Origin of the sequence: Streptomyces sp. SPB074 (genome assembly GCF_000154905.1) — a bacterium.
Classification (GTDB): Bacteria; Actinomycetota; Actinomycetes; order Streptomycetales; family Streptomycetaceae; genus Streptomyces.
Genome location: NZ_GG770539.1, coordinates 6,185,500 through 6,201,106, shown reverse-complemented (window position 1 = coordinate 6,201,106; position 15,607 = coordinate 6,185,500). Strand labels below are relative to the sequence as shown.

Annotated in this window: 14 protein-coding genes, 1 tRNA gene and 2 pseudogenes; 12 read left to right on the top strand and 5 right to left on the bottom strand. The window is 71.2% G+C overall.

What is annotated here, in order from left to right; all coding sequences use genetic code 11:
• Positions 1 to 241 precede the first annotated feature (241 nt).
• Positions 242 to 305: transfer RNA gene (locus tag SSBG_RS33420), tRNA-OTHER, on the bottom strand.
• A 319-nt stretch (positions 306 to 624) separates the two neighbouring features.
• On the opposite strand from SSBG_RS33420, the gene SSBG_RS26365 reads away from it, so the two are divergent.
• The gene (locus tag SSBG_RS26365) at positions 625 to 1,380 is read left to right on the top strand and encodes a PP2C family protein-serine/threonine phosphatase (RefSeq protein ID WP_008749097.1); all 756 of its coding nucleotides are present in this window, start codon (positions 625 to 627) and stop codon (positions 1,378 to 1,380) included.
• Between the two features lie 53 nt (positions 1,381 to 1,433).
• A complete protein-coding gene (locus tag SSBG_RS30360) occupies positions 1,434 to 2,162 on the top strand; it encodes a DUF6884 domain-containing protein (RefSeq protein ID WP_008749096.1) in 729 nt (242 codons plus the stop codon).
• Positions 2,163 to 2,260: 98 nt separating this feature from the next.
• On the opposite strand, the gene SSBG_RS26355 is transcribed toward SSBG_RS30360, so the two are convergent.
• Positions 2,261 to 2,722, bottom strand: coding sequence for a hypothetical protein (locus tag SSBG_RS26355; protein WP_008749095.1), 462 nt, complete (start codon positions 2,720 to 2,722; stop codon positions 2,261 to 2,263).
• A gap of 196 nt (positions 2,723 to 2,918) precedes the next feature.
• Here SSBG_RS26355 and SSBG_RS26350 point away from each other — a divergent pair.
• Positions 2,919 to 3,636, top strand: a pseudogene (locus SSBG_RS26350) (GntR family transcriptional regulator).
• 56 nt (positions 3,637 to 3,692) lie between these two features.
• On the top strand, positions 3,693 to 4,199 hold the full coding sequence (locus SSBG_RS26345; protein ID WP_037870695.1) for a hypothetical protein: 507 nt from the start codon (positions 3,693 to 3,695) through the stop codon (positions 4,197 to 4,199).
• 371 nt (positions 4,200 to 4,570) lie between these two features.
• Here the strand turns inward: SSBG_RS26345 and SSBG_RS31770 are convergent.
• Positions 4,571 to 5,574 (bottom strand): annotated as a pseudogene (locus SSBG_RS31770) (IS5 family transposase).
• Positions 5,575 to 5,857: 283 nt separating this feature from the next.
• Between SSBG_RS31770 and SSBG_RS36260 the strand changes: the two are divergent.
• Both SSBG_RS36260 and SSBG_RS26320 read left to right on the top strand, forming a co-directional pair.
• Positions 5,858 to 6,196, top strand: a complete 339-nt coding sequence (locus SSBG_RS36260) for an endonuclease VII domain-containing protein (RefSeq protein WP_158677819.1) — start codon at positions 5,858 to 5,860, stop codon at positions 6,194 to 6,196.
• Between the two features lies 1 nt (position 6,197).
• The gene (locus tag SSBG_RS26320; RefSeq protein WP_008749091.1) at positions 6,198 to 7,667 is read left to right on the top strand and encodes a phage terminase large subunit; all 1,470 of its coding nucleotides are present in this window, start codon (positions 6,198 to 6,200) and stop codon (positions 7,665 to 7,667) included.
• Positions 7,668 to 7,677: 10 nt separating this feature from the next.
• On the opposite strand, the gene SSBG_RS26315 is transcribed toward SSBG_RS26320, so the two are convergent.
• Positions 7,678 to 8,169: a nucleoside 2-deoxyribosyltransferase domain-containing protein gene (locus tag SSBG_RS26315; RefSeq protein ID WP_037871987.1), complete on the bottom strand. Its 492-nt coding sequence runs from the start codon at positions 8,167 to 8,169 to the stop codon at positions 7,678 to 7,680.
• 14 nt (positions 8,170 to 8,183) lie between these two features.
• A complete protein-coding gene (locus tag SSBG_RS26310; RefSeq protein WP_158677818.1) occupies positions 8,184 to 8,585 on the bottom strand; it encodes an HIT family protein in 402 nt (133 codons plus the stop codon).
• A gap of 256 nt (positions 8,586 to 8,841) precedes the next feature.
• On the opposite strand from SSBG_RS26310, the gene SSBG_RS26305 reads away from it, so the two are divergent.
• The 6 genes from SSBG_RS26305 to SSBG_RS33840 all read left to right on the top strand — a co-directional run bounded on the left by SSBG_RS26305 (position 8,842) and on the right by SSBG_RS33840 (position 15,391).
• Entirely contained in the window at positions 8,842 to 9,183 is a 342-nt protein-coding gene (locus SSBG_RS26305; RefSeq protein ID WP_008749088.1) for a DUF1360 domain-containing protein, read from the top strand.
• The gene (locus SSBG_RS35505; RefSeq protein WP_267880272.1) at positions 9,183 to 9,305 is read left to right on the top strand and encodes a hypothetical protein; all 123 of its coding nucleotides are present in this window, start codon (positions 9,183 to 9,185) and stop codon (positions 9,303 to 9,305) included. The genes SSBG_RS26305 and SSBG_RS35505 overlap by 1 nt, the downstream gene beginning before the upstream one ends.
• Complete coding sequence (locus tag SSBG_RS26300) at positions 9,302 to 11,002, top strand: hypothetical protein (RefSeq protein ID WP_037870692.1); 1,701 nt, start codon at positions 9,302 to 9,304, stop codon at positions 11,000 to 11,002. The genes SSBG_RS35505 and SSBG_RS26300 overlap by 4 nt, the downstream gene beginning before the upstream one ends.
• Positions 10,999 to 11,346: a hypothetical protein gene (locus SSBG_RS26295; RefSeq protein ID WP_037870690.1), complete on the top strand. Its 348-nt coding sequence runs from the start codon at positions 10,999 to 11,001 to the stop codon at positions 11,344 to 11,346. The genes SSBG_RS26300 and SSBG_RS26295 overlap by 4 nt, the downstream gene beginning before the upstream one ends.
• A 164-nt stretch (positions 11,347 to 11,510) precedes the next feature.
• On the top strand, positions 11,511 to 15,230 hold the full coding sequence (locus SSBG_RS30355) for a phage minor head protein (protein WP_008749086.1): 3,720 nt from the start codon (positions 11,511 to 11,513) through the stop codon (positions 15,228 to 15,230).
• A complete protein-coding gene (locus SSBG_RS33840) occupies positions 15,230 to 15,391 on the top strand; it encodes a hypothetical protein (RefSeq protein ID WP_199781409.1) in 162 nt (53 codons plus the stop codon). Before SSBG_RS30355 ends, SSBG_RS33840 begins: the two co-directional genes overlap by 1 nt.
• Positions 15,392 to 15,607: the final 216 nt, after the last annotated feature.

Below are 15,607 nucleotides of genomic sequence, written 5' to 3'. Positions count from 1 at the left end.
CCGACGCGTGGTCGAGCCGCCGGGATTCGAACCCGGGTCCCCTGTGTGAGAGACAGAAGTATCCGCATGTCGGCGCACCGGGCGCCCCGGTGCTGGTGCCTCCCGAGATCAAGGTGACGTGCGGCGGTTCACCAGAAGAAGTAGCCGCAGTGTCGGCGCACCGGGAGGTGCAAGCGTGGTGTCCAGAGATCGAGTTGGAGCGGGTAATAAGCGCTCTGCCGTTGAGCTACACCACCCGAGGTGGTGACGGGATTCGAACCCGCAACCTCTCCATTACCAGTGGAAGTAACCCGCGCCTTCGCACCTGGACGAGGAGAACGTACCGCCCCAGCTCGACTGTGCGCACGCGCTTTTATCGGCCGCTCACCCGGTTGAGTGAGGAGAGCGAGGGAGATCACGCAGTCCCTGCAACTCACTCGCTACGCCAACACGCCCAACATTGCCTAGTGTTTTGACATTGCCTAACGCTTAGGCATATCGTGTTCTCTGCACGGCCCCAACGGCCAGAGGAGACACCCATGGCTCGCACCCACATCACCAGCACCGAAGACGCCGTCGCCGTCACCGCCACCACGCGCTGACCGGCCCGCCCGCCGCTCACATCTCACAGATCGGACCTTCACGATGCGCACCTACGCCACCGCCCAGCACATCGGCCTTCGCGGCAACCAGTGCGACGCCACAGCCTTCCGTACCGACCCCGTCAGCGGCGCCCGCGCCTACGTCGTGCTCGACGGCATCGGGGACCGCCCCCACATCCGCGACTGGGTCCGCATCGCAGCCGCGCGCCTCGCCCGTGCCGCCGCCCGCCGACTCAATGCCGAAGCAGGGCTGCGCGCCGTCTACAAGGCATACGCCGCCGACCCGCTGCGCCAGGACTCCCACACCCGCCGCTACGAGCCCAGCGCCGCCGCGATCGTGGCCGTCCACCTCCCGGGTAAGCCCCTCACGATCGCGTGGGCCGGAGACTGCCGCGCTTACGCAATCCAGCAGGGCACTGCCCGCAGGCTGACGCAGGACCACAACCTCCGCCGCGTCTACCCGCCGTGCAGCGCGCACAACGGCGGCAACCGCAACATCATCACCAGCTACCTCGGCGACTCCTCCGACGACGATTCCGTCCGGAGCGCGTACGGACACCCCGCCATCGAGACTGCGACGGTCCCGGGCCCGTCCGGTCTGCGCCTCCTGCTGGCGAGCGACGGCGCGTACGAGCCTCACGAGGACTCCGGACACGCCCTTCCCGACTTCCTCACCGGTACGCCGGGCGAGGCCGCGCGCCGCTTCGTGAACACCGCCGTCGAAACATCCCTGAAGACGTCCGAGGACGACGGCCGCCAGTACGCCGACAACGCGACAGTCCTCGTCGCCGACCTCTAGCCCCTCGCCGGGCGCGCCCCGACGCGCGCCCGGCCTCGCCCAAGGAGAACCACGTGCGTACCACCGGTCCCCTCGTCCTCATCCCCTGCTCCGCGAGCAAGCTCCCCACACCGAAGCCCGTCCCCGCCCGGGACCTCTACACCGGCGGCTACCACCGCGCCGCCCGCCGTACCGCCGAAGCCCTCACCGCCGACGGAGGAACCGTCCAGGTACTGTCCGGTCGCCACGGCCTCGTCAGTCTCGACACCCCGCTCCTCCCGTACGAGACCCGCATCACCGACCCCGACGCCGTCACACCCGCCGAACTCCGCGCCCAGGCCGCCGCCCTCGGCCACGCGGATGCTCGGGTGGTCATCGTCCTGGCCGGGGCTGACTACGTGGCCGCCGCCCGAGAGGTGTGGCCGCACGCCTCCGCGCCGCTCCTCAACCTCGGGATCGGCCAGCAGCTCCAGCGCCTCGCCGAGATCCGCGACACCGCGAACGCCCCCCGCAGGGCAATCCAGGACGTCGCACACGACGCCCTGGTCTCCCACCGCGTTCCCTTCGCCCACATCGAGTACCTGGGCGACGACGACTTCCTCTTCCACACCTCGGGCGTGCACCTGTACGACGCGGACGCCGACGGCGTGTGGCTGGTCGCACACGGGAGCGACGAGGTGGACCCCTTCGATTTGAACTCGGTGGAGGCCCTACTTCGTGCGCAGGCACGTACGGCGCTCGCCTGCGCCGGGCTGACCGCGAACGGTCACGACGACGACCACTTCTTCCGCATCACCCGCTGACGGCCCCTCAAGCACGGCATGGCGCTAGGCTTGGAATCGTCCGCCCGGAAGGCCCCGACATCCCCCCCCTTGTCGGGGCCTCCTTCGTTTCCGGCCGGTCAGCTGGCCGTGCGGTCCACCTCGGACACGCGCACGGAGCGGATATCCGTCATCTTCCCGTTCCGGATCTCGACGTCGAGCGGCGCCGTGTCGCCCGTGCTTGTCTTCCCGGCGCCTAGTTTGTCGGCCGTGATCCCCGTCGTCCCGAGCACGTCCTTGTCCGCGTCCAGGAATTCGATCTGGGCGAAGTAGCCCGCCGCAACGGTGCTGTGGTTCGTGATTTCGTAGTGGACGACGTACGCGCCGGGCCCCCACGTCGGGTGGTCCTCCACGCCGCTCTTCACGATCCGCACATCGGCGCTCGCGGCCGGCGCCTCCTTCGTCGCAGCAGGAGCGCCGCTTGCCTTGCGGGGTGCGGCGTCGCTGGTGGTCGCCGGGGCGGAACCGGAGCAGGAGGTGAGCGCGAGCGCAGCGATGAGCCCGCAGGCGGCAGCCGCGGCCCTCTTGAAGTGGGTGTGCACTGGTCCTCCGGTAGGCAGGTTCGAACGGCGGGACCGTACCGGCAGCGAGGGGGGCAAAGGCGGTTGCTCGAGGGCAAGTTACCCGAAGGAGCGATTACCCGCAGTCACCCGCATCGAGAGCGCTCACGCCCTTTCTCGGGCAGTACGGCGCCGGTCTGCCTTGACGGTTAACCGGTCCAATCAAGCGGAGGTTGCCGTGGCAGTGCTGAAGTACGAGCAGATCGTGGACGCGCTGCGGGCGCGCATCACCGAGGGCGAGTTCGGGCCCGGCGACCTCCTGCCCTCGGGGCGAGACCTCGCCGAGGAATGGGGGGTGTCGCGCGCGACCGTCGTGAAGGCGATGGACGTGCTCCGCACCGACGGCGCGGTCGTCGCCCGGCAAGGCGCGGGCTTCGTGGTCGCCGAGCAGCCCCTCGCCCGCCCGGCGGGCAGGCGAGGGCCGGGAGCGCGCACCACCGGGGCCACCGCGTACCGCATCCTGGGCGCACCCGCCGAGGAGGTCCCGCCCGCCGATGTCGCAGCCGCTCTCGGCCTCCCGGACGACGGCCCCGCCCTGCGTCGTACGCGACTGCTGCTCCTGGAGGACGGCACCCCCCCTCTCCCTCGTCGACGCCTACTTCCCGCCCGCCGTCTCGACACGGTGTCCGCGCCTCGCCGAGCCCGCCCCGCTGGCCGAGGGCACCACGCACTACATCCAGCAGTGCACCGGTCGCGCGCCCGCACAGGGCACGGACGTGACGATGGCCCGGCTGGCCATCGCGGCGGAGACAGAGGCACTCGGACTTCCCGCGGCAGCAGCCGTCGTGACAACGTTTCATTACGCCCGGGACCACGCGGGCACGCCGCTCTTCTGCGAAGTCGGCGTGACGCCAGCGGAGCTGTGGGAGGACACGCAGACTTACCGCATGGGGTAGGCGCCGCGCGACGACCGGGACGGTGCCGGTCGGCGCACACTCGTACACTCCGTGTCATGGCCAGTGATGCAGAGACCCCCGAGGGCGCCGGCCCACGCGGCGCCAACGGCCGGTTCATCAGGACACCCGAAGGTGCCGCGCGCGACGCGCGCGCCGCGCGCCTGCGCGCCCAGGGCCGCAGCTTTCAGCAGATCGCCGACGAGCTGGGCCTCAAGTCGAAATCCTGCGCACACGAGGCCGTGGGCCGCGCCCTCCACTCGATCGTCGCCGACGACGCCGAAGCGCTCCGCCAGCGCGAAGCCGCCCGCCTCGACGCCCTCACCGAAGAAGCACTCGCCGTACTGGAGCGCACCCACTACGCGCACTCCCACGGCCGCCTCGTCCTCGGTGAAGATGGCAAGCCCCTCCTCGACGACGGCCCGAAACTCGCCGCGCTCCGGGAGCTGCGCGCGATCCGCGAGAGCTACCGGCGCCTCCACGGCCTCGACAGCCCCGCGAAGGTCGAGATGGGCGGGGAACTGCGGTACGAAGTCGTCGGCATCGACCCCGCCGACCTTGTGTGAGTAACCATCAAAAGGCGCCGTGACAAGGGCACTTACAGGGCAGCGCGGTAGAATTGCGCACGAAGAACCCCGGCGGGTGCGGGAACACCCCCGGGGCGCGACCGACTGGTTGGAGTCGATGTGCTCAAGCGTACCTGCGCTGTACCCGGGTGCCCCCGCTTGCACCTGGCGAAGGGCTACTGTTCCGCGCACTACCAGCGTTGGACCAAGACCGGCGATCCGGGAACGGCCTTCGTGAAGCAGCAGCACAGCCGCTGCTCTGTCAAGGGGTGCGCCCTGCCCCACTACGGAAATGGCTTCTGCTCGGGCCACTGGCGCCGCTGGCGGCGCACCGGCACCCCAGGACCACTAGGGAGCGTATTCGGTTGTGATCAAGAGGCTGCTCGTGTGAGGTCCTTGATCCAGATCATCGAGGCGCGTAGGTAGAGTCCGGCGAGGTAGCTGTCGGGGGTCTTGTCGTAGCGCGTGGCGATGCCTCGCCATGCCTTGAGCTTGTTGATCAGACGCTCGACGGTGTTCCGCTCCTTGTAGAGGTCTGCGTTGTGGCTGACGGGCCGGCCGCCGTGGGAGCCCTTCTTGTTCCGGTTGGCGGCCTGGTCCTTCTTCTCCGGGATGACCGCTTTGATACGGCGTTTGCGCGGGTGGGCACGGTTGCCGCGGGACGAGTACGCCTTGTCTGCGGCGACCGCGTCCGGCCGGGTGCGGGGACGGCCGACGAGCCCGCGGACCCGTACCTTCCCCAGCACTGGGATGAACTGCGGACTGTCGGCGGCCTGCCCCTCGGTCAGGATGAACGCCAGCGGGCGGCACCTCCGGTCGCCGGCGACATGGATCTTGCTGGTCTGCCCGCCCCTGGAGCGTCCGAGCAGGGCGGCCTTCAGCCGGAGTTTGCGTCGGCGCCGGACGCGCCGTCGTTCTTCCCGCCCGGGATCGCTCCCGGCCTCCTGCCCGGTTTGTTCGTCGCAGCCGCCCCCTTTGACCTGGCCTTCTCCGCCTCGGCGGCAGCCTTCTCCAGAGCGGTGAGGACCTCCTCGTCCAGGTGCATGCCGGCCGCGTCGTGATGGGCCCGCGCGGTGGTGGAGTCGATGCTGACCAGGGACAGGTCCACCTCACCGCGCTTCGCGGCTTCCGCGATCAGGCCCTCCAGCAGGGCCTCGAAGACCCCGGCGTCACGCCACTGCCGGAAGCGGTTGTGGACGGTCGACCAGGCGCCGAACTCTGCCGGTATCTCCCGCCACTGGCCGCCCGTCTTGAACCGCCAGATCACGCCCTCGAACTGCTGCCGCAGCCGCTCGGGGTACGGGCCGTACTCGCCGATCGGCAGGTACGGCTCAATGAAATCCCACTCCGGGTCGGTCAGTTGCACTCGCGTCACGTACGACGGTCTACCGGACCAGACCGTGCCACGAAGGCACATCCCGCAGATTGATCACGACTCGATACGCTCCCTAGCGCTCCCAGGCCCCCGAGAGTGAGGTGCCTGCTCAGTTGAGGGGTGCGAGGACCCGCACTCCGCCCGAGGCTTGTGCGCCAGCCACTACGCCCGGTGGCGGAGGTCTGGCACTGCTGGGGATGCCTTCACCGTCCGCCGTAGGAACCCTGGTCAGCGAGACTCGGAGGGGCGCAAGCAGTGCCGAGACTGCGACCGCTGGCTCGACGTGACGCGCTTCAACCGAAAGCGCGGCGCCTCAGACGGACTGGCTGCCGAGTGCGGCGACTGCGTGCACGCCCGTGTGATCAGCCGAAGGTACGGCGTTGATCTGACGTGGTATCTCGCGACTCTGGAGAGCCAGGAGGGCGGCTGCGCAATCTGCGGCTCGCGATCGAACGGCAGGCGTCTACACATCGACCACGACCACACCCACTGCGGTCCGCGTCGGGGCTGCGCAGGCTGTGTCCGGGGACTGCTGTGCTCCTCCTGCAACACCGGGGTCGGGAACTTCCGGGACAATGTGGATCTCCTGAAGGCTGCGATCAGCTACCTCGAACGGGAGTGACATGAACGGCACCGTCGTCAGGTACGAGCCTCGCGGCGGTGCTGTGCAGCTGCTGACCTGCCGGGACGCGGAGGTACTGATCTGCGGCCCGGCAGGCACCGGCAAGTCCCTCGCCATGCTCCAGAAGCTCCACTTCACCTGTCTCGCCGTCCCCGGCCTGCGCGCGCTTCTCGTCCGGCAGACGCACGCCTCCCTCACCGGCACGACCCTCGTGACCTTCGAACGGACCGTCGTCGGCGAGGCCATGGCTGCTGGACTCGTGCGGTGGTTCGGGGGCAGCGCCCGGCAGCCTCCCGCCTACCGGTATGCCAACGGCTCCGAGATCCTGGTCGGCGGCCTCGACCGGCCCGAAAAGTTCCTCAGCAGCGAGTTCGACCGCATCGCCGTGGACGAGGCCACCCAGATCAGCAAGACCGCACACGAGACGCTGATCACCCGGCTCAGGGGCGGCGCGCCCACGTACAAGCAGATCGTCTGCGCCGCGAACCCGGCCCAGCCCTCCCACTGGCTCAAACAGCGGGCCGACACCGGCACCATGCGGCTGATCAACTCCCGTCACCGGGACAACCCCGCGTACGTCAACGCCGACGGCTCCCTGACGGAAATCGGTGCCGCCTACCTGTCAAAACTCGACGCCCTGTCCGGGGTCCGCCGCCTACGCCTGCGCGACGGCCAATGGGCGGCAGCCGAAGGAATGGTCTACGACGGCTGGGACGACGCCGTCCACCTCATCGACCCGGCGCCGATCCCGAAGGAGTGGCCGCGCTGGTGGGTGGTCGACTTCGGCTTCACCAACCCCTTCGTTCTCCAGTGCTGGGCGGAGGACCCGGACGGCCGCTTGATCATGTACCGGGAGATCTACCGCACGCAGCGCCTCGTCGAGGACCACGCCCGAGACATCCTGCGCCTCGTCCGCACGTGCGCGCAGTGCTGCGGGTCGAAGCGCGAGGCACACGACTGCCAGGCGTGCGAGGCGTGCCGGCTGGAGTGGACGGAGCCGCGCCCCCAGGCGGTGATCTGCGACCACGACGCCGAAGACCGCGCGACGCTGGAGCGGCACCTCGGGCTCGCGACGAGGCCGGCGAAGAAGGGGAAGTCGACGGGCATCCAGGCCGCCCAGGCGCGCATGAAGGTGGCGGGCGACGGACGGCCCCGGCTGCTTCTGATGCGCGGCGCGCTGGTCGAGCGGGACCAGGCGCTCGACGAGGCGAAGAAGCCGTGCTCGACCGAGGAGGAAGTGCCCTCGTACGTCTGGGCGGTGAAGCCCGGCGGCGAGGAAGCGGAGGAGCCGGTCAAGCGGGACGACCACGGCATGGACGCCATGCGGTACATGGTGGCGCAACGGGACCTGGTGGGAGACGCGCGGGTGTCGTCCCCGGCGGCCGCGCGGCAGGCGGCCCGTACGGGAACGGGAGTTGCTGGGCGGTACGGTCGGCATATCAGCGGAGGGAGCGGGCCCCGCACGCCCTGACCCGTGTGCGTTACCCGCCCGCAGTCCCCTGTGCGCCTGCTCTACCGGCGATGATCGCCAGGGCGGCGGCGACGGTGCCGGGCAGCGTTTCGCGGACGGGTACACCGAAGCACCCCGCGACATACACGAGGTACCGGTTCCTCTCCGGGGCGGGGCAGTCGGGCGGGCATCCGAGGACAGCGCGGCCCGAGGGCGCGTCCAGACCGAACTCAACGTTCGTCGTGTAGCCGGGGAGCAGTTTGAGGTCGCGCGGAATCCAGAACATGACGACGCTCGCCCTCGCGCGGGCGCTGGTTTCCCAGTCGACCTGGGTCTCGTAGTGGTCGGCCCGCTTGCCGTCGCGGGACTCGGGGCTCAGGACGGTCAGAGGCTCCTCCCCGTTCCACTGCTCGCCGAGGAGCCGGGCAGCCTCGGGCCGCCAGGACGGGACAGGAGCGGCCCTGTCCGGGGTGGGACCTGCGAGGAAGACGGACGGGCCGACCGGGAGCGGTTCGCGGGCCATGACCACGAGGGCGTTCACGAGGTGGCTCCGGTCCGTGCGGCGGTGCGAGCGGAGTGCTGCGGAGTCCAAGGGAGTTGCAGGCCATCGGCCTTGGCGCGCGGCACAATGTGCCAATGGAGGTGGGCCACGGTCTGTGTGGCGTCCGGTCCGACGCTGGTGATGAGGTTCAGGTTGGCGCCGATCTCGGCCGCGTACTGGGCGGCGCGGCGCACGGTGTCAGCGGTGACGTCCGGGTCCTCGATGGCGTTCGCCACGTGTCGGCGTGAGATGACGAGGGTGTGTCCGGGGTTGACGCCGCCGCGCGGCTTGATAGCGAGGGCGTCGGGCCATTCCCGTAGGACCGTCGCGGGCGACCGCCCGGCCATGATGTCGCAGAAGACGCACGCCGGGGGTGGGGGTGAGGTGGTAGCGCTCATGGAACCAGCATGAAGGGGCCAACGGGGCGGCAGATGCCGCTTCCGGGCGTTGCGTGTTGCCTCTTCGTCCTCGTCGAACATCCCCGGCCCTCGGCGCCGCTCTCGGGCATTAGATGGCGCGTTCGAGCGGCGGGAGCTGGTCGAGCGCGAGGGGTTCGGGAGATTTTGTGGCCAGAGCGCCATTCAACAAAAGAATCTTTCGCATGACGCTACGATCGGGCCTCGCAAACGGAAGATCCACTGCGGAGGCCGTCACGTGATCGCGCTCACCACCCTCGTCCTCCTGGCCCTCGCCGGGTACCGCGCGACCCGCCTCGTCGTCGCCGACTCGATCCTCGACCCGCTGCGGGACCGGCTCTTCGCCTGGCACGAAGCCCGACTCGACTCGACGACCCGGGACTTCGTGATCACCCTGCTCTCGTGCACCTACTGCATCGGCTGGTGGCTGTCGGGCGCGATCCTCGCGACGTACCTCTTCGCATCGGGGCAGTGGCACGACGCCCCGGTGCTCGTGCACGGCGTGGAGTGGCTCGCCGTCGCGGGCGGGCAGGCGCTCCTCTCCCGCATCGACGACACCCTGCCGACGCGGGACGCCTGATGGGGAGCAACACGACGCTCGTACTGTGCCTCGGGCTCGCCACCGCGTACTGGGCGTGGACAGCCTGGCTCGACAAGCGCCCGCCCCGCCCCCGCCGCCCGCGCCGCAGGGAGCGGCGATGACCCGCGACCTGGTCAGCGCGGCCGCCCGCTACACCACCCGCACGGCGAAGACGACCATGCAGAACCCGGCCCGCGCGCAACAGGCTCGCGCCTGGGGCTTCTACCGCACTCCCGAGGTGCGGTCCTTCGCGAACTGGATCGGCAACGCGATGAGCAGCGCGCTGCTGTACGCAGGCCGAGTCCGGGCCGACGGCAGCATTGAACGCGCCCCTGCCGATCACCCCGCCGCCCTGCACGTCACCAGCATCGCCGGGGGCGCAGACGGGCAGTCGCAGCTCCTTCGGGAGTACGGCCGTCACCTCGCCGTCGCCGGGGAGGGCTGGACGGTCATCCGCCCACGCAAGGACGGCCGCGCCGACTGGCACGTGGTGTCCGTCCTGGAGATGTCCTCGAAGGGCTCCAGCGGCCTCGAAGCGGAGATTGACGGCCGGCCCGTGGCCATCCCGGCGCACGACCCGGACGTCATCGTCCCGCCTCTCGCGCCGGTCGCGGTTCGCGTGTGGGACCCCAGCCCCGAGCGGCACCTTGAGGCCGACAGCCCCGTGCTCGCCGCGCTTGACGAGTTGGAAGAGCTGCGCCTCCTGGGCGCCGTCGTCCGCGCCGTGGCTCAGTCACGTCTCACTGGGCGCGGCGTCCTCCTCATCCCGCAGGGCACCCGCTTCCCCACCTCGCCGGGGCAGTCGGCCGCCGAGGATGACCTCCTCGATGTCTTCATGCAGGTCGCGGAGACCGCGATCCGCGAGCCGGACTCGGCTGCCGCGACGGTCCCGATCATCCTCGAAGTCCCGCCGGAGTCCATCGGCCAGATCCAGCACCTGGTCCTGCGGACGGACTTCGACGAGCTAGCGATCAAGCTCCGTGAGGAGAACATCCGCCGCTTCGCAACCGCCGCAGACATCCCCGGCGAATTCCTCCTCGGCCTTGGGGACGTCAACCACTGGGGCGCCTGGGAACTCACCAGCGAGGCGATCCGTCTCGGGATCGAGCCGCGCCTCCGTGTCGTCGCCCATGCCTACACCGAGCAGTGGCTTCGCCCGCTCCTGGAGGACGAGCGCGTACCCGACGCCGCGGACTGGATGGTCCTGGCCGACTCCTCCCCGCTCCGCGTCCGCACCAACCGGAGCAGCACGGCGATCGAGGTCCACAAGCTCGGCGCCATCAGCGACGCGGCCCTGCGCCGCGAGACCGGTTTCGACGAAGCCGACGCACCGACCACCGCCCCCGCTGAGCAGACGGAGGACACCGTGCCCACCACTCCCACCGCGCCGCTGCCCGCCGACGAGGCCACCGACGTCCCCGACACCCTCCCGGCCTCCGCCCACGCACCCGCCCCAGCGCCGGACGACCCGCTCGTCGCCGCCGTTGACGGCCTCCTGTGGCACGCCCTCCACCAGGCGGGGGAGAAGCTTCGCCGCTCCGGAGCCTGCCCGCGCGACCGCCGAGCGGAGGCGCGCCGCATCACCGCTTCCCGCCGCCACACCGTCTACCCCGTCACCCGCGAGGAGGTCGACGCCCTCAACCTCCTCGACGGCGTCCTCGACCGCGCGCCGGAGATCGCCGCCCGCTACGGCGCCGACCCGACCTGCCTCCAGCGGACCCTCACCGCTTACCTCCGCGAGCTGATGGCGGCCGGGGTGGAGTACGACCACACGCACGTGCGCCCGGTCGTCGCCGGGTGCCTCACGGAGGCCGCGTGACCACCCCCACGTACGACGCGCCGATCGGGCACAGCCGCGCCGCGCACCGCGTCCACGGCTGGTGCTCGCACTGCTCTGGCCGAACGGCGGCGGAGGAGGTCATCGCGTGGCGGTCCGAGGCCGCCGACCGCCATGCCGCTGAGGACTGGAGCGGTGACGGGGACGGGCCCTTCGACGCGTCCACTGCCTGGCTGAAGTGCCCCGAGTGCGGCTTCGCCGCCGCCCTCTCCGTCGTCACGGTGACGGTCCGCACTACCAGCGGACCGAGGCGGGCGGGCGGCTGGGCGTACTGCCTCAACTGCGAGGCCGTGCCGCAGGAGCGGATGGCAGCCCGTGCCGGATGACCCTCAGCGCGCTGTCGTCCTGCACAGCCGTCCCGCGCACCACGCGCTCGGTTGGTGCGGGCGGTGTCCGGGCCGCGACCTGGGTGACGAGGTCAGGGCGTGGCGGGATCGTGAGGTCTCCCGCCTGCTTGCCGTGAGCACCTCCGTACCGGAGGAGGCCGGCCGTGCCGGATCGTGACGCCCTGCTGGCCCAGGCCGAGGACGACATCGCCGCCGAGGTACAGGCCGTCCTCGACGAGGTCGCCGCCGACTTCGCCACCGAACTCGACGCGGCTACCGAGCTGGTCGCCGCCCGGTTCTCCGTGGCGGCCATCGGCCGCATGTGGAGCCGCCACGTTCCGCGCCTCGTGCGTCGCCTCCTCGGCGTCACCGAGGCAGCAGCGCAGCACGCCGCCGGGACGGTCGACGCCGAGCTGCCCGAAGAGTGGGACGACCTGCCCGGCCGCTACGACAGCGGTCGGCTCCCGGCCGGACTCGGCGCCTACGTCAAGACGACCGAGCACCTGCTGCGCGCCGTCGGTGACCGTCTCTCCAGCGCGGCAGTCACGGAGCTGGCGGCCGGGCTGGGCGCGGGCGAGGACATCGAGGCGCTGCGGGCCCGCCTGCGGGCGCGGTTCGATCGGGAAGGCGCGCAGCTCGGCGACGCCCGCGAGGAGCGGATCGCGCGGACCGAAGCGGCGCGGTCCTGGAACTCAGCGACGCTCGCCGCAGGCGTGGCGCTCGCGGGCCCGGATCGGCCGCTCGTGAAGCAGTGGCGCACCCGCAGCGACAAGCGCGTACGGGATGCGCACGACGACGCGGACGGCCAACTCCGTTTGCTGGACGAGCCGTTCACGGTGGGCGGGGTGGAGATGTCCGGCCCTGGTGACCCGGGCGCCCCACCCGCTCTCACTGTGAACTGCCGGTGCGTTCTGGCATTGGCGCACGCAGACCGTTCCGCAGCCATGGAATCCAAAACGATCTCCCGTGCCGCGTCTTCGAATCGAAAGGAACTCGCGATCATGGAGTCACTGACCGCCGCGAGCGGCGAGCACACAGGCGCGATGATCGCGCTCCTGCCCGCCCCAGCCGACGCCGCCCGCCTCGCCCTCGAAGGCGGCGAAGACGTCAGCGAGCTGCACCTCACCCTCTACTACCTCGGCGACGGCGCCGACTGGTCCGACGGCGAGCGCGCCGAGCTGGCCAACGCCGTTCGCGCGCGCCTCGCCGACATCCCCGGCCCGCTGCCCGGCTACGCCTTCGGCGCGAACCACTGGAACAGCAACGGCGACGACCCGTGCTGGGTCTGGGCAGTCGGCGACGACCGCGACACGAACGAGGAAGGTCCCACCCTCACCACCGTCCGCGCCGCCGCGACCGACGCGCTGCAAGAGGCTAACCACCCTGAGATTCCTCGGCAGCACAGCCCGTGGGTGCCGCACGTCGCCGCCGCCTACTCCCCCGACCCCGCGCTCCTCGCCGAGCTGGAAAGCCGCCTCGGCCCCCTCGTCTTCGACCGGGTCCGGCTCGCCTTCGCAGGCGAGCACATCGACATCCCCCTCGGCCCCGCTGATGTCCCCGCCGAGCAGACCGCCGCCGCGCCGGTCGCCCTCCTCCCCCGCCCCTGGTCCACCCCGGAGGACGCGGCCCTCGCATACGAGAACACCGAGACCGGCGACGGTCGCATCTTCGCGCCCGGCTCCCTCACCTGGGGCACCGGCCCCTGGCCCCTCCAGTACGCCGACGAGATGCTGTCCGGCCACGAGGGCGCCGAGCTGGCGGGCGCCATCCAGGACGTCGACCGCGACGGCGACCGCATCGCCGGTGCCGGAGTCCTCTACCCCGGACGCCCCGCAGGCGCCGACGCCATCCTGCTCCTGGAGGACGAGGCGCCCCTCGGCGTCAGCGTCGACCTCGACGACGTCGACATCGAGTTCATCGACCGGCGCCCGCCCGAGGAGCAGCCGCAGGACGACGAAGTCCTCCTCGTCGCCTCCCTCGCCTCCGCGTCCGTACTACGCCTCGCCGACGGAGGATGGATGGTCCGGGCCACCGCCGCCGCGCAGTGGACCGCGAGCGGGCAGGCCATGCTCCGCACCAGCCACGCCGCCGAGTGGACGACCGCGGCAGACGGCACCGTCCCCTTCGGAGCCGTACGCGCCGCGCTCACGGACGCGCGGATCACCGCTGCCGCCGGTGACCCCGACGACCCCGAGCGCGGGGAGCTGGTCCACCAGGAGTCCGCGGGCGATGTCCTCATGCGGATCACCCGCGCCCGGCTGCGCGGCGCGACTCTCGTCGCCATGCCCGCCTACGACCGAGCCCGCATCGTGCTCGGCCCGGAGCCGGACCCCGAGCAGACGGCAGCCTGCACTCCCACGGTGCAGGCCGCCGGGGACGCGATGACCCGCGTCGTCCGCTACGTCTCCGGTGCCCCCGTCGCCGTCACCCCCCGCGAGGTCGCCGAGGCCCTGAGCATCCCCCTCGCGCAGGCCCGATCGCTGCTTGCCCGCGCGGTCACCGCCGGGCACCTCGTACGGCTCGCGCGCGGCCTGTACGTCGGTAGCCCCGATCTCCCCGAGGGGGAGGTGTCGGCTGCGATGTCGGGCGACCTCTCTCTTCCCGTCCGTCCCGACCGGGACGCCCCCTGGGACGGCGACGCCGCCGCCGCCCGCGTCCTCGCCTGGGCCACCGCCGAGGACGGCACCGTGAACGGCCAGCGCCTCGGCGCGGCGTTCCTCTACCGCGACGAAACCGCCGATCCGGCCACGCTCGCCGCGTACAAGCTCGGCACCGCCGACGTCTTCGACGGCGAACTCCACATCGTGCCGGGCGCGGTCTTCGCGATCGCCTCCGTCCTCCAGGGCGGCCGAGGCGGAGCCGACATCCCCGAGACCGAGCAGGACGGCCTCCGCGACCGCGTCGAAGACCTCTACGCCCTGCTCGCCGACGCCTTGGACGACCCGACGCTGCGCGCCCCCTGGGACGACGACGAAGAGGAGACCGGCATGCGCGAGCTCGAAGCATCTGCCTGGAACGCGATGAGCCAGGCGCCCCCGATGCCCGCCGCGTGGTTCCGCGAGCCGACCGCCGAGGAGTTGCCGCCCGGCTCCGGCGGCGTTCACTACAAGGACGGCAGGGTGTACGGCTGGGTCGCCCAGGCCGGAGAGCCGCACGCCGGATACCCGGGCAAGAACCTGACGATCGAGAGCCTGGGGCGCATCGACACCACGCACTTCCTCCGCGCGCGGTTCCGCCTCGACGACGGCAGCACCGTCAAGGTCGGCACCTTCACCATGAACGTGGGGCACCACCGCGACGGCGCGGAGTGCGAGACCGCCGCCTGCCAGTTCGACGACACGCGCACCGTCGCCGGAATCGTCACCGTCGGCATGAACAAGCGCGGCATGTGGTTCAGCGGCGCGGCATCCCCGTGGCTCGCCGAGTGGGACCGTGCTGTTTTCCAGGCGTGCCAGCCGAGCTACCACATGCGGCAGGGCCGGGGCGGGGCCTGGCAGCTCCGCGCTGTCCTGTCCGTGCCTGTGCCCGGGCACAGCTCTCCGCTCCTCGCGTCCGCCGTCGCTGAGCGCTCGAACCTCGCCCTCGTCGCCTCCATGTCCGCGCTCGTGACCAGCGCGGACACCCCGACCGGACAGCCGGACAACACCCCGGGCGGACAAGCTCCGGACCTGCCCGGACTGGCTCCGGACGAGTCGGCCGCCGGCGCCCTGGCTGCCGCCCTCGTCTCCCCTCCCGTCCTGGACCGGCTCCTGGACGCCCTGGACCAGCGCGCGGCGGATCGGCAGGCGGCGCGCGCCGAGATCGAGCGGCTCACGCAGCGGCTCGCGCCTGCCCGGATGGACCTGGCCGCGAGCTTCGCGGCGAAGGTCAAGGAAGGAATCTGATGCCCTGCTCCTGTGCGAAGAACCGCAAGACCTTCGAGGTCGTCGCGTCCGACAAGGTCGTCTACTCCTCGACGTCCGAGCCGACGGCAAAGGCCGTCTCGAAGCGGTACCCGGGCTCCGTGGTGCGCGAGCAGGCGAAATCCGGAGCGAAGGCGTCCTGAGCCGAGGCGCTCCCGGCCAGCCGATGGGCTCCGGCCTGGCCGGGGGCACCCCACCCCTTTCGCACCCCACCCTCTAGTATCGAACGCGTGAGCGAATCGGATGGCGTGCCGCGCATCGAGCTGCTGCGCTTCGCCGAACGCGTCGCCGAGCAACACCTCAACCGCGTCCGAGGCTGCTGGACTGACGCGCTGGGAAGTGCGGCGGCGCCCAGGCAG